The organism is Lentzea sp. NPDC092896 (assembly GCF_044754905.1).
Classification (GTDB): domain Bacteria; phylum Actinomycetota; class Actinomycetes; order Mycobacteriales; family Pseudonocardiaceae; genus Lentzea.
The window spans coordinates 59,860-81,433 of record NZ_JBIVPX010000018.1; the positions used below are offsets into that span (position 1 = coordinate 59,860).

Consider the following 21,574-nt stretch of genomic DNA (forward strand, 5'->3'; position numbering starts at 1 on the left):
ATCATGTCTGAAGTTCTGGTTCTGGTCGACCACGTCGACGGCGAGGTCAAGAAGGTCAGCTACGAGCTGCTGACGGCCGCCGGTCGCCTGGGCACCCCGGCCGCGGTGGTCGTGGGCGCGCCCGGCACCGCGTCGAAGATCCGCGAGTCGCTGGGCAAGTACGGCGCCGCGAAGGTCTACGCCGTCGAGTCCGACGACGCCGCCGGCTTCCTGGTGACCCCGAAGGTCGACGCGCTGGCCGCTCTCGCCCCGAACGCCTCCGCGGTGCTCGTCTCCGCGACGATCGAGGGCAAGGAGGTCGCGGGCCGTCTCGCCGTGCGCCTCGGCGCCGGCCTGCTCGTGGACGTCGTGGACATCGAGGCGGACGGCACCGGCGTGCAGTCCATCTTCGGTGGCGCGTTCGTCGTCAAGGCCAAGGTCGGCACCGGCACCCCGGTCATCACCGTCCGCCCCGGCGGCGTCGAGGCCGAGGAGTCCGCGGCGGACGCCGTGCTGGACGAGTCGGTCTCCATCTCCGTGGACGCCGCCAAGTCCGCCCGCGTGACCTCGCGCGAGGCCATCACCGGCGGCGACCGCCCGGAGCTGACCGAGGCCTCGGTCGTCGTCTCCGGTGGCCGCGGCGTCGGCTCGGCCGAGAAGTTCTCGACCGTCGAGGAGCTCGCGGACTCGCTGGGCGCCGCCGTCGGTGCCTCACGCGCCGCCGTCGACTCCGGCTACTACCCGCACCAGTTCCAGGTGGGTCAGACCGGCAAGACGGTCTCGCCGCAGCTGTACGTGGCGCTGGGCATCTCCGGTGCCATCCAGCACCGCGCGGGCATGCAGACCTCGAAGACGATCGTCGCGGTCAACAAGGACCCCGAGGCCCCGATCTTCGAGATCGCCGACTTCGGCGTCGTGGGCGACCTGTTCAACGTCGCGCCGCAGCTGACCGAAGAGGTCAAGAAGCGCAAGGGCTGAGCACTTCAGCTCACGAACGGCCGTCCCGCCTCGGTGGGGCGGCCGTTCGCCTGTTCCGGAGTCGTACGATCACCTCGCGCTTCCCGGCCTCGGGCGGAAGGCCGTCGACGAGGTCTGCTCGACGGCGCCGTTCCGGTGCTGGCGGGAACCGGTGCTGACGAAGATCAGCGCGTACATCCACAACCCGAACTCGATCTGAGCGTTAGGGTCGGTGCCATGACCGAAGAGCGCTACTGGCTCCAGTACCGGTGAAGGAGAGTTCAGCGGCTGCACGCATCGCCTGACGATGCCGGGTGCGCCGGGACGATCCACGAGTACCTGCGCCGGTTCCACCCGCCGACGGACCGCTCCTACGAGCGGACCTTCCTGCTCAAGTGGTGCTCCGACTGCCGGACCTACGCGACGTACACGGTGCACGTGGACCGCGACACGGTCCTGGACGACCCGCTGGCCGATCTCGCCCTGGACGAACGCAGGAGGCTGGTGCGCGAGGAACTCCACCTGGTCCGGCACCTCGCGAGGCTGAAACGACGCGGCCCGAGGTAGCACCACCGTGGGTTAACCCGACTGCCACTGAGGCGTCATCGGTTTGACCTGCTGCGATTCGCCAAGCCGGCTTCACCCTGGTGCGCATGACGCAGCCGGAACTGCTTGTCAGCACCCCCGCCCAGCAGGGCGCGGACGCTCCCCGCTACTCCCTCCTCGTCGCCCGTGACAGCGAAGAAGTCGTCGCCGCGCAGAGACTGCGCTACGAGGTGTTCGCCGGTGAGATGGGGGCGACGCTGCACACCAGCGTGCCCGGCCACGACGTCGACGAGTTCGACCAGTACTGCGACCACCTCGTGGTGCGCGACGACCGCACCGGCGAGATCGTCGGCGGGTACCGGATGCTGCCGCCGGAGCGCGCCAAGGAGGCCGGGCGGCTCTACGGTGACGGCGAGTTCGACCTGACGAACCTGAACGACATCCGCAGCTCCACGGTCGAGACCGGCCGCTCGTGCGTGCACCCCGACCACCGCAACGGTGCCGTTGTCAGCCTCGTGTGGGCGGGCATCGCGCGGTACATGCTGCTGAGCGGCCACAAGTGGCTCGTGGGGTGCGCGTCGATCCCGCTGCAGGACGGTGGCAGCTTCGCGGCCGGCGTCTGGGACACGGTGCACGCCAAGCACTACGCGCCCGAGCAGTACCGGGTCACGCCGCACAACCCTTGGGACGTCGACGCAATCGCGCGGCCCGACAAGACGGTGCTGCCGCCGCTGCTCAAGGGGTACCTGCGGCTCGGCGCCAAGATCTGCGGACGGCCCGCGCTCGACGCGGACTTCGGCGTCGCCGACCTCTTCATCCTGCTCGGCATGGACCACGTGGATCAGCGCTACCTGAAGTTCTTCCTGGGGGAGACGTCATGAGTCACGCCTGGATGCCCGCGTCGCCGTGCGGTGACGGGTGCGTCGGCAGCGCACCGCGAGAAGTCGCCAAGCTCAGGCAGGTCTGGCGCGCGGTCACGGCGGTCACGGCGATCCTGTGCGGCGCGTGGATCGCTCTCGCGTTGCTGCTGCCGGGCAAGCAGCGCGAAAGCGTTGTGCGCCTGTGGTTCCACGCCATCCTGCGGGCGTTCGGCGTGCGGCTAGAAGTCCACGGCGCCCGGAAGTTCCAGGAGATCCCGAAGCGTGGCGTGCTCGTCGCGAGCAACCACGTGTCGTGGCTCGACGAGCTCGCGATCGACTCGGTGCAGCCCGTCAAGATCGTGGCCAAGAAGGACATCAAGAGCTGGCCCGTGCTCGGCCCGATCATCACCGCGGTCGGCACGGTCTACCTCGACCGCGAGAAGCTGCGCGAGCTGCCGCAGACCGTGAACGAGCTGGCGACCACCCTGCGCAACGGCAGCGCGGTCGCCATCCACGCCGAGGGCACGACGTGGTGCGGGCTCGCCTCCGGGCACTACAAGCCGGCGCTGTTCCAGGCCGCGCTCGACGCCGGTGTGCCGGTGCGGCCGATCGTGCTGCGCTACCGGATCGGCGACCACCTGACGACGCAGCCGGCGTTCGTCGGCGGCGACACCCTGATCGACTCGATCCGCCGGGTGCTCAAGGCGCGGGACCTGGTCGTCGAGGTGCACGTGCTCGACGAGATCGCTCCCGGCCGCGCGGGAACCCGCCGCGAACTGGCGAAACTTGCCGAAGAGCAATCAAACCGCTTGACCTCGACCGAACTGGAGATTGCACCATCTACAGGTGACTCTCACCGCGCGCGAACCATCACGCCTCTGGTCGCCTGACCGCCGCTGGCCCACGACGGGCATCCTCCTGCTGGTCACCCTCCTCGCGTTCGAGGCGATGGGTGTCGGCACGGCGATGCCCACCATGGTCCGCGAGCTGCAGGGCGAGGCGTTGTACGCGTGGCCGTTCCTCGCGAACCTCGCGGCGAGTGTCATCGCGACGGTCTTCTCCGGACGGCTCTCGGACCGGCGCGGCCCCAAGCCCGCGGTGCTGATCGGCGTGGTGCTGTTCCTCGCCGGACTCGTGGTCGCGGGTGTCGCCGAGACGATGACGGTGCTGCTCGCCGGCCGGGTGCTGCAGGGCTTCGGCGCGGGGTTCCTGATCGTCGCGGTCTACGTGCTGATCGCGGTCGCCTACCCGGAGGACACCCGGCCCGCCGTGTTCGGCGCGCTGTCCGCGGCCTGGGTGATCCCGTCGCTGGTCGGGCCGGCGGTCGCGGGCTGGGCGACCGAGCACCTGAGCTGGCGGTGGGTGTTCCTCGCGATCATCCCGCTGGTGCTGGTCGGCAGCGTGCTGCTCGTACCGGTGCTGCGAAAGCTGCCGCCGCACACCGAGGCTCCGCCGACGCGCAGGTACCTGCCGCTCGCCGCGGTCGCCGTCGGTCTCGGCGTGGCCGGACTGAGCTGGGGCCTGCAGCACCGCACGTGGTGGCTGATCGCCGTGGCGTTGCTGCTGCTCGCGCCCGCCCTGCGCATCCTGCTGCCCAAGGGCACGCTCATCGCCCGCCGCGGCCTCCCCGTCACGATCCTCGCCCGCGGTCTGCTCGCGGGCACGTTCTTCGCGGTCGAGGGCTTCATCCCGCTGACGCTGTCCGTCGTGCACGGCTACTCGCCCCTGGAAGCCGGGATTCCGCTGACGCTGAGCGCGCTCGGCTGGGCCAGCGCGTCGATGTGGGCGTCGAGGCACCCCGAGATCGAGCGCCACACGCTCGTTCGCGTCGGGTTCCTGTTCGTCGCGACCGGTATCGGGGCCGTGACGCTCATCGCACCCACGTGGGGCCCGGCCTTCCTCACGCCGGTCCTGTGGGCGGTGGCGGGCGCGGGCATGGGCATGGCGACGTCCAGCGTCGGCGTGCTGATGATGGCCGCGTCACCCGAGGCCGACCGGGGTTTCAACTCGGCGGCACTGCAGATCTGCGACATGCTCTTCTCCGCGACCATGATCGGACTCGGCGGTGTGCTCGTCGTGGCGACGGCGCCGACCGCGGGCGTGGTGGTGCTCAACCTGTCGATGGCGGCGTTGGCGGTGGTGGGAGCGATTCTGACCGGGCCACGCATGCGGGCTACCCTGAAGGCCTGATGGCTTATCTCGACCACGCGGCCACGACCCCCATGCACCCGCAGGCGGTCGCGGCCATGACCGAGGCGTTGTCCACCACGGGCAACGCCTCGTCGCTGCACACCTCCGGCAGGCGGGCGCGGCGGGCGATCGAAGAGGCCCGCGAGAACATCGCCGACGCCCTGGGCGCCCGGCCGTCCGAGGTGCTCTTCACCGGCGGCGGCACGGAGAGCGACAACCTCGCGGTCAAGGGCATCTACTGGGCCAGCGGTCGTCGTCGCGTGCTGGCCTCGGCCGTCGAGCACCACGCCGTGCTGGACGCCGTCGAGTGGCTCGAACAGCAGGGCGCCGAGGTCACGTGGCTGCCCACCGACCGCTTCGGCCGGGTGTCGCCGGAGTCGGTCGCCGAGGCGCTGGACGACGACGTCGCGCTCGTCACCACGATGTGGGCGAACAACGAGGTCGGCACCATCAACCCCGTGCAGGACATCGCCGCCCTGTGCGCCGCACGCGGTGTGCCGTTCCACACGGACGCGGTGCAGGCCGTGGGCGCGGTCCCGGTCGACTTCGCCGCCTCCGGCGCCTCCGCGCTCACGATGACCGGCCACAAGGTCGGCGGTCCGTACGGCATCGGCGTGCTGCTGCTCGCACGGGACGTGAAGTGCACGCCGTTGATGCACGGCGGCGGCCAGGAGCGTGACGTGCGGTCCGGCACGCTGGACGTGCCGTCGATCGTCGGGCTGGCGCGCGCGGTGCGGATCTCGGTGGAGGAACAGGCTTCCCGGGCCGTGGAGATCGCGGCGCTGCGGGACGAACTGATCGCGTCGGTGCGGGCGGTGGTGCCGGACATGATCGTGAACGGCGATCCGGCGGACCGGCTGCCCGGCAACGCGCACCTGACGTTCCCCGGCTGCGAGGGCGACAGCCTGCTGATGCTGTTGGACGCCAAGGGCATCGAGTGCTCGACGGGCTCCGCGTGCACGGCCGGTGTCGCGCAGCCCTCGCACGTACTACTGGCGATGGACGTCGAACCGGCGCTGGCCCGTGGATCTTTGAGGTTCTCGCTCGGGCATACGTCGACGCGGGCGGACGTTGAACAACTCGCATCGGTCATCGGCCCGGTGGTGGAGAGGGCCCGCACGGCGGGCCTGGCAGGTATGAGGCGGTCCCGGAAGGTGGTCAAGCAGTGAAGGTCCTCGCGGCGATGAGCGGTGGTGTCGATTCCGCGGTGGCGGCGGCGCGCGCCGTCGAAGCGGGACACGACGTGACGGGCGTGCACCTGGCGTTGTCGGCGAAGCCCGGCACCCTGCGCACCGGCGCACGTGGCTGCTGCACGATCGAAGACGCCCACGACGCTCGTCGCGCGGCCGACCTGATGGGCATCCCGTTCTACGTCTGGGACTTCGCCGAGCGCTTCACCGAAGAGGTCGTGGAGGACTTCGTCGCGGAGTACGCGGCCGGTCGCACGCCGAACCCGTGCCTGCGCTGCAACGAGCGGATCAAGTTCGAGGCGTTGCTGGACAAGGCGATCGCCCTCGGTTTCGACGCCGTCTGCACCGGCCACTACGCGCGCCTGGAGATGGTCGGCGGCCGTCCCGAGCTGCGCCGTTCCGCCGACATGGGCAAGGACCAGTCGTACGTGCTGGCCTCGCTGACGGCGGAGCAGCTCTCGCACGCGATGTTCCCGTTGGGGGACACGACGAAGGACGACGTGCGCGTCGAGGCGGCGTCACGCGGGCTGTCGGTGGCGAAGAAGCCGGACAGCCACGACATCTGCTTCATCCCGGACGGCGACACGCAGAAGTTCCTGGCGGGCCGCATGGAGACCAAGCCGGGCCTGCTGATCGACGACGCGACCGGCGCGGTGCTGGGCCGGCACGCGGGCGTGCACGAGTTCACCGTCGGGCAGCGCAAGGGCCTCGGCATCGACGGCCCCGCCGCCGACGGCCGTCCCCGGTACGTGCTGGCGCTGGAGCCGGTGTCCGGGAACGTGCGGGTCGGCGCGGTCGAAAAGCTCGCGGTGACCGGGATTTCCGCGTCGTCGCCGGTCTCGCACGTAGAGCTCGACGGACCCGTCGAGTGCGTTGCTCAGGTGCGTGCGCACGGTGGCACGGCTCCGGCCGTCGCCGAACTGGTCGACGGCGTGCTGCGGGTGCAGTTGCGGGAGCCGTTGAAGGGCGTGGCGCCCGGTCAGGCCGTCGCGATCTACCGCGAGGACGCGGCGGGCGACATCGTGCTCGCCAGCGCGACCATCGACGCGACCAGCTAATTCGCTTGTAGGGCCGGGAATGCGGATCTAGCGTTCGCGGCGTGACGTTCATCGACACGGCGTTCGCCGACACGCAGGACCTCGCTACGCGTGCTCGCAGCGCGTTCCGGTGCTTCGTCAGCCCCGCGGACCGGCGGAAGCTCATCGGTCGTGCCCGGCACAACGACGAACCGGTGTGGGTGGTGTCGCCGTTGCGCCGTCTCGGGGCCCGCCGGTTCCGCCGGACTAACTGGGACGCCACTCCGAGTTCGCTCCGCACAGGAGCACGCAGGGCAGCTCACTCGACACATCGCCCCTGAGGAACGAGGCGAACGCCGCCGCACCGGCGGGTTCGACCGCGATCCTGAACTCCTCCCACAGCCGGTCGCGCGCCGAGAGGATCTCCTCGTCGGTGACCAGCTTGGAAGAAACGTTGTGCTGCTTGAGGATTTCCAGCGACAACGAGCCCGCGCGCGTAGCACCCAGGGCGTCCGCGGCGATGGAGTTCACCACGGAGTCGACGGGCTCACCGGCCTCTAGCGCGTTGTGCATGGCGCAGCAGTTCTCGGGTTCCACGGCGACGACGTGCCGTCCGCCCGAAGCCAGCGCGGCGCCCGCGACGAGTCCTCCGCCGCCGACCGCGACGAAGATCGTGTCGACGTCCGGGGCGTCCTCGACGATCTCCTGCGTGACCGTGGCCTGGCCCTCGATCACCGTCCGGTCGTTGTACGCCTCGACGTAGGGCAGGTCGAGCTCACGGGCGGCCGCGGCGGCTTCGGCATAGGTGGTGCCGTGGCGGATCAGCTTGGCGCCCAACGCTTCGATGCGCCTGGTCTTGGTCTCGGGCGCCGTCACCGGGACGAACACGGTGGCGTGGGCGCCGAGCAGCTGGGCGGCCTGCGCGACGGCGATGCCGTGGTTGCCGCCGGACGCGGTGACGACCTCGGAGACGTTCAGCGACAGCAGGGTGTTGACGGCGCCGCGGAGCTTGAACGAGCCGGTGAGCTGCAGGTGCTCCAGTTTGAACACGAGCGGTCGCCCGTCTGCTGACACGCGCATGATCGGGGTCCGGCGGACGTACTGCGACAGCGTTCTCATGAGACCAGCTTCCACAAGAACTGCACGAGAGTCACGATCCCCAGCAGGAAACACACCAGCACGAACGTGCCACCGGCCATGACGATCAGGCACGCGCCCCAGGACGTCTCCTCGTTCGGGGTCGCGTCGAGTTCGTGCTGCAGCTCGACCTGCGCCTCCAAGTACAACGCCGCGAGCCGGGTGCGGGCGGTCTCGGTCGGCGCCTCGTCGACGCGGCCCTGCCATGAGAGCGCGACCAGACGGGCGTCCGCGCGGCGGTAGGCGCGTTCGAAGGCCAGGAGTTCCTCGGGATCGCGGTCCTCGGAGAGATAGGTCCAGCGGCCTGCCTGCGCCGGCTGACCGAGCACCCGGTAGACCTCGGCGAGACGCTCCCGCAGGTCGAGCCGCTGCGGGTAGGTGCCGACGAGTCCTGCGACGCGCTGACGTGCGCTGAGCACGCTCGCGAGGTCGCCTCTTCGTAGCTCCTCGGCCGCTTTGTGGAGCGTCAGCTCTACCGGCATGCAGATCAGTTTTGCAGGTAGGGCTAGCTTTGACCCGTGTTCGGCCTATCGCTGCTGGTCTCCGGCCTCGCCTGGTGGCTGGGTCTGTACCTGCTCGCCCGCGACCCGCGCAAACCGCTCCTGTGGTGGGCGGGCGCGGGGATGATCGGCTATTCGGCGGCCGTCGTGGCGCCACATCCCGTGGTCATCGGGGTGCCGGCGCTGGCCTGGACGGGTGCGGTCCTGTTGCTCTGCCGGCCCGAGTTGATCAGGTGGTGGCTGCTCGCGCTGCTGCCGTTCTTCGCGATTTCCTTCTTCGTGCCGTGGATCGTATTGCTTCCCATGGCTGCCGCCGTGGTCCTAGCCATAAGAAAACGTGCTTACTTTTCACTCGTTGGGGTGATGTTCGGCCTTTCCGCGGGTGCGTTCCTGCTGGGCCTGCTGCCAGACGCGATCACGCTGCCTTCGCTCGGGTTCGACGTGGTCGTGTTCGGCGTGCTGGTCGCCGTCACCGACGCCGTCGAGGAGGGCGAGTCGATCCGCGCGGACATGCTGCGGTCGCTCGTGATCTCGGGCTTCACGGCGGTGCTGTTCGGCTCGCAGGTGATCTTCTTCGGTGGCCAGGAACTGCTCGTCTTCACGACCGTGGCGGCGGCGATCGCGGTCCAGGTGCTGGCGAACCCGCTCGCTTTGATGGTCGACCGTCTTGCCGTGCCCGCGGTCGCGGCAGAACGCGCCGAACTCCGCGACGCCGCCGAGTCGTTGCCCAAACGCCGGCCGCTGGTGACCGAGGACGAGGCGGAGTTCGCCCGGCTCACCCGCAAGGCCCTGAGCCACTACGGCGATCTCGGGAAACTCGTCGCGAGCCCGTTGATCGCGCTGACCGACGAGGGCCCTCCGCTGGATCGGGCCGCGCAGTTGAAAAGCATGCTGCTGGCGTCCATTCAACGACTCAAGCCCTTGGAAGGCGATTTCGGCACGAGCGACGAATGGCGTTACTACAACGCCGTGTACTTCTACTACGTCAAGGGAATCCGCCCCTATTCGGTCCGGACCAAGCGCGAGGACCTCGACGCGGAGGACCGCCGCGCGCTGCAGTGGTTCGTGACACAGGTGCCCGAGCGCACGCTCCACAACTGGCAGAACGCCGCCGCACGCCTGGTCGCGGCGGACCTGATGGCAGGAGTTGGCAGCGCTTGACGTGGTTTTGGCAGCGTTGAGCGGGCCATCGTCGGGCCATGTTGAAATTCGCCTTGAAACTCGACGGTGTCGCTTCGTTCACGATGGGCGTGCTCGCCCTGCTGATCCGCCCGGAAATCGGACTGCCAACCGCCTGGCTGATCGGTGTCGGCATTTTCTTCGTCGTCTACGGCGTGGGTGTCTTCACACTCGGCATGCGTCCCGTGCCCGACCGCCGAATGGTGCTGCTCGTCATCATCGGCAACGCGGTGTGGGGCGTGGACAGCGTTCTCACGGCCGAGCTGAAGTGGTTCCCGCTCACCGACGCCGGCGTGGGCCTCGTGCTGATGCAGGCGCTCGCGGTCTTCGTCTTCGCCGCACTGCAGTTCGCCGGCCTCAAGCGCGCAGGGTCCGCGACCGACCGCGGAACTCAGCCACGATCTCACTCCCACGCCTGACCGTGATGTCGTAGATCCCGCTGCGGCCGAACCGGGTCCGTTCCACCGCCTCCGCCACCAGCTCGTCACCCTCGTGCACGGGCCGGATGAAGTCGATCTCGGCCGTGGCGGCGACGGTGACGGACCCGGCCCTGTTGCAGGCGCACGCGAACGCGCTGTCCGCCAGCAGGAACACATAACCGCCGTGCGCGATGCCGTGACCGTTGATCATGTTCTCCGCGACCGTCATTCGCAGCATCGCGTAGCCGTCGCGCAGCTCGACGGGCTCGATGCCCAGGGCGGTGGACGCCTTGTCGGCGGCGAGCATCTCGGCAGGACCATTCATTCGTGGCAGCGTAATCACTCTGAAGGTGGTGTCACGCAGCGTTGGAGCGGCCTTACTGTCCGACAGGCTTGATCGCTCAACATCGGAGGTGGGCACCATGGGTGGTTGTTCTTGCTGTGGCGGTTGCACGGGTCCTGGCTGCGGATGCTGCAGCTCCTGCTGAGCTCCCTGACGGAATGAGGAAGGCCGTTGCGGGGACGGAAGTTCCCGCAACGGCCTTCGCTCCGCAGGGACGAAATCAGCCCGTGAAAGTCTTGAACATGTTCGTGAATTCCCAGTTGGCCTGCGAGATTCCACTGCACGTGGGCGAAACTCCGCCGCCGGGGCACGAACCGTTGTCGCGGCCGGCCGACCAGAACGCGATCCGCCCGACGTGGTTGGCCTTCGCGTAGTCGACGACCTTGCGTGCGTCGGCCTGGGTGGTCGTCGGGCCCGTGTCGTTGCGTCCGATCATCGGCGTGAGGCCCAGCAGTGCCTTCAGCTGCGCGTCGGACTTCGACGGCCAGATGGCGCGCATCTGTCCGAGGGTGGCGTTCGCGGCGTTGACCATCGCGTCGCCCCAGTTGCCCGTGTAGCCGAAGTTCATCAGCATCGGGTTCACGAGGACGTTGACGCCCTTGGCGGCCGCGTCCTTCAGCACGTCCACCGAGTACGGGTCCATGCCGTAGTCCTGGCCCTGGATGCGCATCGTGTAGCTGACGGTGGTGCCGCGGGCGTCCTGGAGCCTCTTCAGCGCCGCGTTCACGGTGGCCTGCGGGATCGTGGCTTCCACGTCCACGTCGATGCTGTTCGAGCCCACGGCGTCGAGCACCTTCACGTAGGCGTTGTAGAGCGCGTCGACCGACGAGCAGACGTGCTCCAGGTACGGGCCCATGGCGCCGCCGGTCGCGACGATGACGCTGCCGCCCGCGGCCTTCAGCGCCCTGGTGTCGTTGATGATGCGGCTGTCGTTCAACGGGACCGTGCCGCCCCACGCCGGATCGCAGCCGGCCGACGAGCCCAGCGCGAACGCGAGCGTGAAGTGCTTCTGGCCGGTCGCGTTGGCCACGTCCATCAGTGACGGCGTCGGCATCGTGATGTCGATGTACGGGGCGACGCGCGCGCTACCGGGCGTGGGCGGCACATCGGACGTCGTGGTGGTGGTCGGCCCGGTCGTTGTCGTAGTCGTCGTGGTGGTCGTAGTGCCACCACCGCCGCCGCACGGGACGCCGTTGAGCTTGCAGTTCGCAGGCAACGCCGAGCCGCTCACCAGGAAGCCGAAGCTGGTCGAGGCACCCGCGGCGACGTTGCCGTTGTACTCGCGGTTGGTGAACGTGTGGTGGTTGCCGCTGCTGGTCGCCGTGGCGTCCCAGTACGAGCCGAGGGACGCGCCGGCGAGGTCGAACTCCAGCTTCCAGCCGGCCAGCGCGGTCGTGCCCGCGGTGATCGTGAACTTGCCCTGGTAGCCGGAGCCCCAGTTCGAGTCCAGGCTGAAGGCGGCGGATTCACCGGCCGCGGAGGCGGTGGGGGCCAGGGCGACGAGTCCGGCCACCAGTGCGGTGGCGGCCCCGGCCGCGAAGAGCGCAAAGCGGGCCATCGGGTGTGGTCCTTCCGGCAGGGGAGGAAGGGAGTGGTGCAGGACCACGGGGCGCGTCGCGGTCCTGCACCACGTACAGGGAGGCGCCCGTACGTTCAGCGCCTGCTCAATCACGGTAAGTGGCCTAGACCACAGCGTCAATGGGTCTAGACCTCTTCTGTCCGCCGGACAGTGGAACAATTCGGTGGGTGCGTGGAGCAACTGGAATCGGATCGCTGCCCGGAACCGACATCGACGAGGCGGCGCGCGTCGTCGTCGGAGAACTGCCTGAGCTGCCGCACGTCCCGGAGCTGCCTGGCCGGGGAGTCGGCGCGGACATGATCGGGCGCACGGCCGGCCTGCTCGTCGACCTCGCGATCGAGGTCGTCACGTCCGGCTACCGCGTGACCCCGCGCCCCGGCCGTGACCACCGCCGTGCCGTCGATCTGCTGCGTGGCGACCTGGACGCGTTCGACGAGGCGTTGGAACGTGCGGGTGCACAGCCCGAGACGGTCAAGGTGCAGGCCGTCGGGCCGTGGACGTTGATGTCGAACATCGAACTGATGCGCGGCCATCGGGTGCTCACGGACCCAGGTGCGGTGAAGGAGTTCGCCGCGTCGCTCGCCGAGGGGCTCCAGCTGCACGCGGCCGAGGTCGCCAAGCGCACCAAGGCGAAGGTCGTCGTGCAGATCGACGAACCGGGCCTGCCCGCCGTGCTGCAGGGCCTGCTGCCGACGCCGTCCAAGCTCGGCACCGTGCCCGCCGTGCCGGGGCCGGACGCGCGCAACGTGCTCGCCGTGGTGATCGAGGCACTGAAGGACCACGAGGTGATCGTGCACTGCTGCGCGCTGCACCCGCCGTTGACGCTGCTGCGCGAAGCCGGTGCCACGGCCATCTCGTTCGACGCGACGTTGATCAAGGGTGCAGAAGCGCTCGACGAGATCGGCGAGACGTGGGAGGCGGGCACGACGCTGGCGCTGGGGCTGGTGCCGAGCCTCGACCCCGGTGCGCCGGTCACGTTGAAGGACGTCGGGCAGCGGGCGTTCACGCTGGTGGACCGTCTCGGCTTCCCGCGGTCGATCCTCGCCGAGCAGGCGCTGCCCACTCCGACGTGCGGTCTAGCGGGCGCTACGTCCACTTGGGTCAAACGTGCCCTGTCGCTGACCCGCGACCTTTCGATGGCGTTTTCGGAGCCGCCTGAGGGCTGGTGATGTCCGGTTTGTGCGGCTAGTCTGCTGCGAACTATTAGGAAACTTTCTTAACCGTAGGCCGATCGCCGGGCCTGGACCGGGAGTTCCCCTCATGCGCATCAGACTGGCGGCGCTCGTCGCCGCAGTGCTCACAGGCGTGGTCGTGGCGCCTGCACAGGCCGCGCCCACCGGCCAGATCCGACTGGATCAGGTCGGGTTCGGCACCTCCGAGCAGAAGCACGCCTACGTGCTCGGAGGCGCCGCGAACACCAGGTTCTCCGTTGTGGACAGTCGCGGTCGCACCGTGCTGACCGGGAAGACGGGTGCCTCGACGGGGTCGTGGAGCGAGAAGTTCCCCGCCGTGCACCCGATCGACTTCTCCAAGGTCAGGGCGCCGGGGACGTACCGGATCAAGGTCGGCACGACGACCTCGCCGGCGTTCAAGGTCGACTCGCTGAAGAAGCTGTTCTCGCCGGTCGCGCACAACACCGTCGAGTTCTTCCAGGCGCAGCGCGACGGCGCCGACGTCGTCCCGGGCAGGCTGAACCGCAAGCCCGCGCACCTCACCGACCGCGAGGCGCTCGTCTACGAGGCGCCGGTGTTCGCGGGCGAGGGCGGCGACCAGATCGCGGCACCGTTGAAGCCGACGGGCGCGAAGGTCGACCTCGAAGGCGGCTGGTTCGACGCGGGTGACTTCGTGAAGTTCACGCACGCGTCGTCGTACTCGACCGCGTCGATGCTGCTGGCGTTGCGCAACAAGCACAACGACGCCCTCTACGACGAGGCCGAGTTCGGCCTCAAGTGGCTCGACAAGGCGTTCGACGAGAAGACCGGCACGCTCTACGCGCAGGTCGGCATCGGCACCGGCTCCGAGGAGTTCGGCTTCGTCGGCGACCACGACGTGTGGCGCCTGCCCGAGGCCGACGACAAGCTGAACGTGCAGCCGGGCGACAGCGAGTACTTCATCAAGTACCGCCCGGTCTTCCGCGCCAACGTCGCCGGCGAGAAGATCAGCCCGAACCTCGTCGGCCGCGTCGCCGGTTCGTTCGCACTGGCCGCGCAGATCGAGGCCGACCGCAACCCGCGCGTCGCGCGTTCGTACCTGGACAAGGCCGCGCAGCTCTTCGCCCTGGCCAAGACCTCGGACGTCGGCGAGCTCGTGACGGCGTTCCCGCACGCGTACTACCCCGAAGAGTCGTGGACCGACGACATGGAGTTCGGCGCCACCCAGCTCGCTCTGGCCGCGAAGGCGTTGCACGACAAGCGCTACACGCAGTTCGCGAAGGCCGCCACGCACTGGGCCAAGGAGTTCCTGGCGACGCAGGACCCCGACACGTTGAACGTCTACAACATCTCCGCGCTCGGCCACGCCGATCTCGCCCCGTTGCTGAAGAAGGGCATCCCCGGCGCCGAGGTGACCGAGAAGCAGATCGTCGGTGACATCCAGCGCCAGCTGCAGAAGGGCGCGGACGCGGCCAAGACCTCGCCGTTCCGCACCGCCGCCAACGTCGAGACCTGGGACGTCGGCTCGCGCACGTTCGGGTACATCACCACCGCCGCGCTGTACGAGAAGGTCACCGGCTCGAAGCAGTACGAGACCTTCGGCACGCAGCAGCGCGGCTTCGCCCTCGGCACCAACGCCTGGGGCACGTCGCTGATCGTCGGCGTCGGCACGAAGTTCCCCGAGTGCCCGCACCACCAGGCCGCGAACCTCTCGGGTTCGTCCAACGGTGGCTCGAAGGTACTGGTCGGCGCCGTGATCAACGGCCCGAACGACGCTTCGCTGTTCGGCGACCTCGGTGAGATGCCGGCGGGTTCCGTCGACTGCACCAAGCCGTACACGCTCGAGTTCAACTCCGCGAAGTCCGTGTTCGCCGACGACCTGCGCTCGTGGCCGAGCTCCGAACCGGCCATCGACTTCACGGCGACGGGCGTGCTCGGGTTCTCGCTGATCGCGAACTCCTGAGTGGCGCCGGCGCGGGCCTGGGTGTCCAATTCGGACTTGTGCTCAGGCTCGCGCTGGTCTTCTTGCTGCTCACGGCCGGTACGGCGCATGCGCTGCCGGTGAAGGTGTCCTGCCGAGTTCCCGGCGTGCACGACGCGGACGTCATCCGTGTCGTGCACGCCGTCGGTCTTTCTCGGGGCGTGAGCGACAAGGTGATGCTCGCCGGGTTCGAGGCCGGGTGGGTCGAGTCGCACATGAACAACCTCGACTGCGGCGACGCGGACTCGCTGGGCGTGTTCCAGCAGCGGCCGTCGATGGGCTGGGGCGCGCCGGAGCAGATCATGGACGTCTCCTACGCCGCGGGCCGGTTCTTCGAGTACGCGGTGCGCGTAGACCGGCCGGATCTCTCGGCGGGACGGCTCGCCGATGCCGTGCAGCGGTCGTGCTGCCCGGAGCGGTACGACCAGGCGGAGGCGCGCGCGGGTTCGATGCTGCGGCAGGCGTGGCAGGGCGGTCCCGAGGTCGCCGGTGGGGTCTACGTCGTGGAGGACGGCGACGTCTGGGCCGATGGCGTGCGGCTGAGCACCTCGGGTGTGTTCGTCGGACGTCCTTCGGTGGCCGGCCGGTTCGTGTTCGCCCGGACGGCTCGCGGGGAGGTCGTGGCGTTGGTCGACGGGGCGTGGCGGCCGGTGGCTTCGGGCGTGGCCGGAGACCCCGAGGCGGTGCTCCGTCCTGATGGGACGGTCGACCTGTACGCGGTGCTGGCCGACGGCAGCGTCGCGAAAATGTCAGACCCGCTTGAGATGATTGGGATGGGGGGTGGATCCCCCCAGGGGGCCGGTGAGTCCGTATCGATTCCGAAGCGGCAGGCCGCGAGCTGGCAGTCCGTGAGCCCGGCCGGGTTCGCCACCGGCAAACCGTCCGTGATCGCCTACCCGGACGGGTCCGCGGCCGTCTACGTCCGCTCCGGCACCAAGCTCATGGCCGCCGCCGCAGGCACGTGGCGCGAGCTCGCCCAGGGCCTCGACGCCTCACCCGAAGCGGTGCTCCGTCCAGACGGAACTGTCGGCATCTACACCCTGATCGACGGACGCCTGAACCGCCTCACCACGACCTGGGAACCGTTGGGCGAAGGCCGTTTCATCGACACCGTGTCCGCACAGGCAGACGGCACGGTCTACGCGCGCACGGCCGAAGGCAAGGTGCTCAAAGCCGGTTGAACGGCTCCGCGTACCGGAACGCCCCCGCGGGCACGTCACCGAACAGCCGGGCCTGGAAGTGCGGCGCCCACGCGGAAACCGGCGGCGTGATCCCGAACTCCGACGCCAGCCGGAACCCGAACCGCGAGTAGTACTTCGGGTCACCCAACAGGATGACCGCGAGTTCGCCCCGAGCCTCCGCCGCACCCAGAACCGCGTGCACCAACGCCGACCCGATCCCCGCCCGTTGGTGCGAGGGATGCACGGCGATCGGCCCGAGCCCGAGCACCGGCACGTCGTCGACGTACCCCCGCGAGCACACGACGTGCCCGAGCACCCCGTCCTCCACCAGCGAGAACTCCGGGATCCAGCCCTCGTCCGCGCGCAGCCAGTCGATCAGCGGAGCTTCCGGCCCGTTCTTGAACGCGAGATCGGTGACGGTGCGGATGGCGTCGATGTCTGCGGGCGTCTCCCGCCGGATCAGCATGAGGCGCACTGTGGCCAAACCCGTCGCCGCGCGCCACTGAGTTTTCGCCGCCATACTCCGCAGCGTGGTCGTGAGACAGACCTTGATGGTGTGCGTACTTGCCGTGCTGGCCTATCTCGGCGTGTGGTGGGCGTTCAGCGGAACCGACGAACCTGCCCAGTCGGCACCGGAATCCATGTTCCTCACCGACTACTCCAAGGCGGAGAAGGGCAGTTGCGTGCGGTTCAACGGCCCCGGTGAGAACGATCTGGGCCTCACCGTCGTCGACTGCGGCGGTGGCCGGGCCGCGTTGAAGGTCGGCACCGTGCTGACGGAGACCAGCGCGGAGTGCCCGCGCGGTGACTACAAGGTGTTGCGCGACACCAGGCACGACGCCGCCCTGTGCCTGATGCCCAACGCCGCGCGGGGCGACTGCTTCGAGCTCGACACCGACGATCTGCAGAGGTCCGTCGTGTCCAAGTTCGACTGCGCGGCGCCGCGGGTGAACGTGCAGGTCGTCGACATAGCCGAAGAAAGTTGCCCCGAAGAGGCCGAACTCGGTGTTCCCTATGAGGACATGACGCTCTGCCTGAGGAGGGTGCGTTGATCGTCTTCGAGGAACCCGCGCAGTTCGACGCGTGGCTGCACGAGAACGGCTCCAGCGAGACCGAGCTGTGGATCAAGTTCGCCAAGAAGGGCTCGGGGATCAGGTCGATCAACTACGGAGAGGCGCTCGACATCGCGTTGTGCCACGGGTGGATCGACGGACTCACCCGGTCCGTGGACGAGACCTGGTACTCGCAGCGGTGGACGCCCCGACGGCCGAAGAGCAAGTGGTCCAAGCGCAACTGCGGCAAGGTCGAGGAACTGATCGCCGCGGGCAAGATGCTGCCGGCCGGGCTCAACGAGATCGAGAAGGCCAAAGCGGACGGACGCTGGGACGCGGCCTACGCGGGTCCGGCGACGATCGAGGTGCCGGACGACCTCACCGCGGCTTTGGAGGCCAATCCCAAGGCGGCCGAGTTCTTCAAGACGCTCAACAGCCAGAACAGGTATGCCGTGCTGCTGCGCATTCACGACGCGAAGAGGCCCGAGACGCGGCAGAGGCGCATCGCCCAGTTCGTTGAAATGCTGGCCGAGGGGCGCAAGCTCTACAGTTGAGAATCATGAAGTGGTTCCGCCGCAGCAAAGCCGAAGACGTCGTCCCCGCCCACCTGCCGAACGCCGAGGAAGCCGCACAACGGTTCTGGGAACGGTGGTTCGAGCTGGTACCGGTGGTCAGCGCGGCGCTGGGGGACGGCGAACCGCACCGGGTCGAGGACGAGCTGCGGGACCTCGTGAGTTCGTTGCACCCGGACCTCATGTTCTCTCTCGAACAGGGCCACATGGCGATGTACGCGCTGGTGGTCACCGGTCAGGAAGACCCGAGGCTGCGCCCGTACACCGACGCGTGGATCGCCGCCGCGCCGCCGTCGGACATGGTGTGGGAGTTCCACGACTCGGTGCCGCCGGTGCCGGACCCGACCGAGGTGATCATCAACCTCGGCCAGGTGCGGATGCGGCTGGGGGACTACCGGGTGGTGGCCCAGGTGGACGGTGACGTCGTGGACGTCGCGGTCTACCACCCGGCGCTCGCGGACCTGAGCGACCAGCACCGGCAGACGATGACGTTCCTGCCGCTGGACGTCACTCTCGGCGAGCGGCTGGCGGGGGAGCGGTTGCGGCGCGTGGAGACCGCGGAGCTGGAGCCGCAGGGCACGATCAGCCTGCTGGAACTGCGTTCTCTGGTCAGGGAACTCGCCGGGGAAACCGAGCGCTGAAAAACTGTCAGACCTGGTCACTAAGCTGTGGGACGTGACCAGCGAGAGCCTTGAAGACGTCCCGGCAGAGGTCCGCGAGCGGCATGCCGTGCTCGCGGAAGAGGTGCGCTCGCACCAGTTCCGCTACTACGTGCTGGACGATCCGATCGTCACCGATGGTGAGTTCGACGGTCTGCTCAAGCAGCTGGAGGCGTTGGAGGCCGAGCATCCCGGCCTCGCGACGCCGCAGTCGCCGACGCAGCTGGTCGGCGGCACGTTCTCGACCGAGTTCAAGGCGGTCGACCACCTGGAGCGCATGCTCAGCCTGGACAACGTCTTCGCGCAGGACGAGCTGACGGGCTGGTTCGAGCGCGTCGGGAAGGAGATCGGCTCCGGCACGCACTTCCTGTGCGAGCTGAAGATCGACGGCCTCGCGATCAACCTGCTGTACGAGAAGGGGCGGCTGACGAGGGCGCTCACCCGTGGCGACGGCCGTACCGGCGAGGACGTCACGCTGAACGTCCGCACGATCGCGGACGTTCCGGTGGTGCTGAAGGGTTCCGCCGAGTACCCGGTGCCGGAGCTCGTCGAGGTGCGCGGCGAGGTCTTCTTCGCGGTGGAGGACTTCCTGGCCCTGAACGCCTCGCTGGTCGAGCAGGGCAAGCCGCCGTTCGCGAACCCGCGCAACACCGCGGCGGGGTCGTTGCGGCAGAAGGACCCGAAGGTCACGGCGTCGCGCAAGCTGCGGATGATCTGCCACGGCATCGGCAAGACCGAGGGCTTCGAGGTGGCCAGCCAGTCGCTCGCCTACGAGGCGTTGAAGGCGTGGGGCCTGCCGACGTCGCCGCACACCGAGGTGCTCACCGACCCGGCGGACGTCCGCAAGAAGGTCGAGTACTGGGGCGAGCACCGGCACGACGCGGTCCACGAGATCGACGGCCTCGTGATCAAGGTCGACGAGGTCTCGCTGCAGCGGCGCCTGGGCACCACGTCCCGCGCGCCGCGGTGGGCCATCGCCTACAAGTACCCGCCGGAAGAGGCCACCACCACGCTGCTGGACATCCAGGTCCAGGTCGGCCGCACGGGCCGCGTCACGCCGTTCGCGCTGATGGAGCCGGTGAAGGTGGCCGGCTCGACGGTCGCGCGGGCCACGCTGCACAACGGGTCCGAGGTCAAGCGCAAGGGCGTGCTGATCGGCGACCGGATCGTCATCCGCAAGGCGGGCGACGTGATCCCCGAGGTGCTCGGCCCGGTGCTGGCCGCGCGCCCCGCCGACGCGCGCGAGTTCGAGATGCCGACCCGGTGCCCGGAGTGCAACTCGGTGCTGCGGGCCATGAAGGAGGGCGACGTCGACATCCGCTGCCCCAACGCGGAGACGTGCCCCGGCCAGCTGCGCGAACGCCTGGCGTACCTGGCCTCCCGCGCCGCGCTCGACATCGAGGTGCTCGGCTACGAGGCGGCCGCCGCGATCACCGAGTCCACGATCTACACCAACGAGGCCGACCTGTTCGACCTCGACGCCGAGGCGTTGCGGCAGGTCGAGCGCTTCACGACGAAGAACGGCGAGCTGTCCGCGAACGCGGTGAAACTGCTGGACAACCTGGAGGCGGCCAAGGAGCGTCCTCTGTGGAGGGTTCTGGTCGCCTTGTCGATCCGCCACGTCGGCCCGACGGCCGCCCGCGCGCTGGCGCAGCAGTTCGGTTCGATGGACGCGATCATCGAGGCTCCCGAAGAGGCGCTCGCCGGTGCCGAGGGCGTCGGTCAGACCATCGCGACGGCCGTGGTCGAGTGGCGCGAAACGGAGTGGCGCCAAGGCGTCGTGGAGCGCTGGCGCGCTGCGGGAGTGCGGATGGAGGACGAGCGCGACGCGTCCATCGTGCGCAACCTCGAAGGTCTGTCCATCGTGGTCACCGGCTCGCTGACGGAGTACTCGCGCGACTCGGCCAAGGAGTCGATCCTCGCCCGCGGCGGCAAGGCGGCGGGTTCGGTCTCCAAGAAAACCGCTTTCGTGGTGGTCGGCGACTCGCCAGGATCCAAGTACGACAAGGCCGTCTCGCTGAAGGTCCCGGTCCTCGACGAGGCCGGCTTTCGCGTCCTGCTGGAACAAGGGCCGGACGCGGCGAGGGAGGTGGCCCTTCCCGTCGAAGCTGACTCAGTGGAAGAAGGCGCAGATGGCTGATCTGATCATTCGCCCGGCAACGGAGGCCGACCTGCCCGCGGTCGGCGCCGTGACGGTCGAGGCGTACCGAGCGGACGGCTTCGTGGGCGCCCACGACGACTACGCGACCGTCCTCGCCGACGCCGCCTCCCGCTTCCGCGACGCCGACCTGCTCGTCGCCCAGGACGAGTCCGGCACCGTCCTGGGCTCGGTGACGGTGGTGCACCCCGGCACGCCCTACGCCGAGATCTCCAGGCCGGGCGAGCTGGAGTTCCGCATGCTGGCGGTGACGGCGGCAGCGCGCGGCCGCGGCGTGGGCGAGACCTTGGTGCGCGCGGTGGTCGACAAGGCGCGCGAGGCCGGCGCGACCCACGTCGTGCTGTCGTCGTCGGAGAAGATGCTGGCGGCGCACCGGTTGTACGAGCGGCTGGGGTTCACGCGGCTGCCGGACCGCGACTGGTCGCCGCTGCCGGGTGTGGACCTGCGGGCTTACGCGTATGGGATCCCGCTCTGAGCAGGGTGGACATGTCTTCTGCCGATCTTGTCGGACCCTCTGAGTAGGTTGAGTTGTAGGGGGTCTCAGATCGGGGGGACGCCTGCGTCAGCGTGCGTTTTCGGTGCGTTCCGCGGACTTGAGGGCCGCGACCATTGCGGGTGGCTGGCTTGCGGGTGGTTGGTTTGTGGGTGGCGACCTTGTGGGTGGTCACCTTGCGGGTGGTTGGTTTGTGCGTGGCGACCTTGTGCGTGGCGACCTTGTGCGTGGCGACCTTGTGCGTGGCGACCTTGTGGGTGGTCACCTTGCGGGTGGGTCACCTTGCGGGCGGCCAGCTTGCGGGTGGGTCGCCGTGCGGGCGGGCAGCTTGCGTTGGGTGCTTCCCCTGGGGGCTCTGCCCCCAGACCCCCGGCAATCTGATCGGGGGGTCCGCGCCACACGCGGGTAGATGGCACGCCTGTTGCTTTGGGC

Annotated in this window: 22 protein-coding genes; 17 read left to right on the plus strand and 5 right to left on the minus strand. The window is 69.1% G+C overall.

Going from position 1 to position 21,574, the window contains the following annotated elements:
- Positions 1 to 3: 3 nt before the first annotated feature.
- From ACIQF0_RS46980 to mnmA, 7 genes are all read left to right on the plus strand, one after another.
- The gene (locus tag ACIQF0_RS46980) at positions 4 to 957 is read left to right on the plus strand and encodes an electron transfer flavoprotein subunit alpha/FixB family protein (RefSeq protein ID WP_360048762.1); all 954 of its coding nucleotides are present in this window, start codon (positions 4 to 6) and stop codon (positions 955 to 957) included.
- 417 nt (positions 958 to 1,374) lie between these two features.
- Positions 1,375 to 1,503, plus strand: a complete 129-nt coding sequence (locus ACIQF0_RS46985) for a hypothetical protein (RefSeq protein ID WP_401041448.1) — start codon at positions 1,375 to 1,377, stop codon at positions 1,501 to 1,503.
- An 86-nt stretch (positions 1,504 to 1,589) separates the two neighbouring features.
- Positions 1,590 to 2,363 (plus strand): GNAT family N-acetyltransferase, encoded by a 774-nt coding sequence (locus tag ACIQF0_RS46990; RefSeq protein WP_401041450.1) that lies wholly within the window; start codon positions 1,590 to 1,592, stop codon positions 2,361 to 2,363.
- Positions 2,360 to 3,232 carry a lysophospholipid acyltransferase family protein gene (locus tag ACIQF0_RS46995; protein ID WP_360048766.1) on the plus strand — a complete coding sequence of 291 codons (873 nt, stop codon included), beginning with the start codon at positions 2,360 to 2,362 and terminating at the stop codon, positions 3,230 to 3,232. Before ACIQF0_RS46990 ends, ACIQF0_RS46995 begins: the two co-directional genes overlap by 4 nt.
- Complete coding sequence (locus ACIQF0_RS47000) at positions 3,189 to 4,532, plus strand: MFS transporter (RefSeq protein WP_401041452.1); 1,344 nt, start codon at positions 3,189 to 3,191, stop codon at positions 4,530 to 4,532. The genes ACIQF0_RS46995 and ACIQF0_RS47000 overlap by 44 nt, the downstream gene beginning before the upstream one ends.
- Positions 4,532 to 5,701, plus strand: coding sequence for a cysteine desulfurase family protein (locus tag ACIQF0_RS47005; protein WP_401041454.1), 1,170 nt, complete (start codon positions 4,532 to 4,534; stop codon positions 5,699 to 5,701). The genes ACIQF0_RS47000 and ACIQF0_RS47005 overlap by 1 nt, the downstream gene beginning before the upstream one ends.
- Positions 5,698 to 6,780, plus strand: coding sequence for a tRNA 2-thiouridine(34) synthase MnmA (gene mnmA / locus ACIQF0_RS47010; protein ID WP_401041455.1), 1,083 nt, complete (start codon positions 5,698 to 5,700; stop codon positions 6,778 to 6,780). Before ACIQF0_RS47005 ends, mnmA begins: the two co-directional genes overlap by 4 nt.
- Before the next feature lie 225 nt (positions 6,781 to 7,005).
- Here the strand turns inward: mnmA and ACIQF0_RS47015 are convergent, their stop codons facing one another.
- Positions 7,006 to 7,857 carry a serine/threonine dehydratase gene (locus tag ACIQF0_RS47015; RefSeq protein WP_401041457.1) on the minus strand — a complete coding sequence of 284 codons (852 nt, stop codon included), beginning with the start codon at positions 7,855 to 7,857 and terminating at the stop codon, positions 7,006 to 7,008.
- The gene (locus ACIQF0_RS47020) at positions 7,854 to 8,357 is read right to left on the minus strand and encodes a DUF6584 family protein (protein WP_360048772.1); all 504 of its coding nucleotides are present in this window, start codon (positions 8,355 to 8,357) and stop codon (positions 7,854 to 7,856) included. Before ACIQF0_RS47020 ends, ACIQF0_RS47015 begins: the two co-directional genes overlap by 4 nt.
- Before the next feature lie 36 nt (positions 8,358 to 8,393).
- On the opposite strand from ACIQF0_RS47020, the gene ACIQF0_RS47025 reads away from it, so the two are divergent.
- Together ACIQF0_RS47025 and ACIQF0_RS47030 are read left to right on the plus strand one after the other, a co-directional pair.
- The gene (locus ACIQF0_RS47025; protein WP_401041459.1) at positions 8,394 to 9,536 is read left to right on the plus strand and encodes a hypothetical protein; all 1,143 of its coding nucleotides are present in this window, start codon (positions 8,394 to 8,396) and stop codon (positions 9,534 to 9,536) included.
- A gap of 38 nt (positions 9,537 to 9,574) precedes the next feature.
- The gene (locus tag ACIQF0_RS47030; protein ID WP_401041460.1) at positions 9,575 to 9,973 is read left to right on the plus strand and encodes a hypothetical protein; all 399 of its coding nucleotides are present in this window, start codon (positions 9,575 to 9,577) and stop codon (positions 9,971 to 9,973) included.
- Here ACIQF0_RS47030 and paaI read toward each other — a convergent pair.
- Both paaI and ACIQF0_RS47040 read right to left on the minus strand, forming a co-directional pair.
- Positions 9,912 to 10,298, minus strand: a complete 387-nt coding sequence (gene paaI, locus ACIQF0_RS47035; protein ID WP_401041462.1) for a hydroxyphenylacetyl-CoA thioesterase PaaI — start codon at positions 10,296 to 10,298, stop codon at positions 9,912 to 9,914. The genes ACIQF0_RS47030 and paaI overlap by 62 nt on opposite strands.
- A 238-nt stretch (positions 10,299 to 10,536) precedes the next feature.
- Positions 10,537 to 11,874, minus strand: a complete 1,338-nt coding sequence (locus ACIQF0_RS47040; RefSeq protein ID WP_360048780.1) for a cellulose binding domain-containing protein — start codon at positions 11,872 to 11,874, stop codon at positions 10,537 to 10,539.
- A 140-nt stretch (positions 11,875 to 12,014) separates the two neighbouring features.
- Here ACIQF0_RS47040 and ACIQF0_RS47045 point away from each other — a divergent pair, with 140 nt between their 5' ends.
- The 3 genes from ACIQF0_RS47045 (at position 12,015) to ACIQF0_RS47055 (ending at position 16,208) form a co-directional block, all read left to right on the plus strand.
- Positions 12,015 to 13,064 (plus strand): methionine synthase, encoded by a 1,050-nt coding sequence (locus ACIQF0_RS47045; RefSeq protein ID WP_401041464.1) that lies wholly within the window; start codon positions 12,015 to 12,017, stop codon positions 13,062 to 13,064.
- A gap of 91 nt (positions 13,065 to 13,155) precedes the next feature.
- A complete protein-coding gene (locus ACIQF0_RS47050) occupies positions 13,156 to 15,009 on the plus strand; it encodes a glycoside hydrolase family 9 protein (protein ID WP_401041466.1) in 1,854 nt (617 codons plus the stop codon).
- 38 nt (positions 15,010 to 15,047) lie between these two features.
- Complete coding sequence (locus tag ACIQF0_RS47055; RefSeq protein WP_401041467.1) at positions 15,048 to 16,208, plus strand: hypothetical protein; 1,161 nt, start codon at positions 15,048 to 15,050, stop codon at positions 16,206 to 16,208.
- On the opposite strand, the gene ACIQF0_RS47060 is transcribed toward ACIQF0_RS47055, so the two are convergent.
- On the minus strand, positions 16,195 to 16,674 hold the full coding sequence (locus ACIQF0_RS47060; protein ID WP_401041468.1) for a GNAT family N-acetyltransferase: 480 nt from the start codon (positions 16,672 to 16,674) through the stop codon (positions 16,195 to 16,197). The genes ACIQF0_RS47055 and ACIQF0_RS47060 overlap by 14 nt on opposite strands.
- A gap of 64 nt (positions 16,675 to 16,738) precedes the next feature.
- Here ACIQF0_RS47060 and ACIQF0_RS47065 point away from each other — a divergent pair, with 64 nt between their 5' ends.
- The 5 genes from ACIQF0_RS47065 to ACIQF0_RS47085 are packed head-to-tail and all read left to right on the plus strand — an operon-like array spanning position 16,739 to position 21,124.
- Entirely contained in the window at positions 16,739 to 17,260 is a 522-nt protein-coding gene (locus tag ACIQF0_RS47065) for a hypothetical protein (RefSeq protein ID WP_360048790.1), read from the plus strand.
- On the plus strand, positions 17,257 to 17,814 hold the full coding sequence (locus tag ACIQF0_RS47070; RefSeq protein WP_401041470.1) for a YdeI family protein: 558 nt from the start codon (positions 17,257 to 17,259) through the stop codon (positions 17,812 to 17,814). The genes ACIQF0_RS47065 and ACIQF0_RS47070 overlap by 4 nt, the downstream gene beginning before the upstream one ends.
- Before the next feature lie 5 nt (positions 17,815 to 17,819).
- Positions 17,820 to 18,473 carry a hypothetical protein gene (locus tag ACIQF0_RS47075; RefSeq protein WP_401041471.1) on the plus strand — a complete coding sequence of 218 codons (654 nt, stop codon included), beginning with the start codon at positions 17,820 to 17,822 and terminating at the stop codon, positions 18,471 to 18,473.
- 25 nt (positions 18,474 to 18,498) lie between these two features.
- The gene (gene ligA, locus ACIQF0_RS47080) at positions 18,499 to 20,631 is read left to right on the plus strand and encodes an NAD-dependent DNA ligase LigA (protein WP_401041475.1); all 2,133 of its coding nucleotides are present in this window, start codon (positions 18,499 to 18,501) and stop codon (positions 20,629 to 20,631) included.
- Positions 20,624 to 21,124 (plus strand): GNAT family N-acetyltransferase, encoded by a 501-nt coding sequence (locus ACIQF0_RS47085; protein WP_401041473.1) that lies wholly within the window; start codon positions 20,624 to 20,626, stop codon positions 21,122 to 21,124. Before ligA ends, ACIQF0_RS47085 begins: the two co-directional genes overlap by 8 nt.
- Positions 21,125 to 21,574 lie beyond the last annotated feature (450 nt).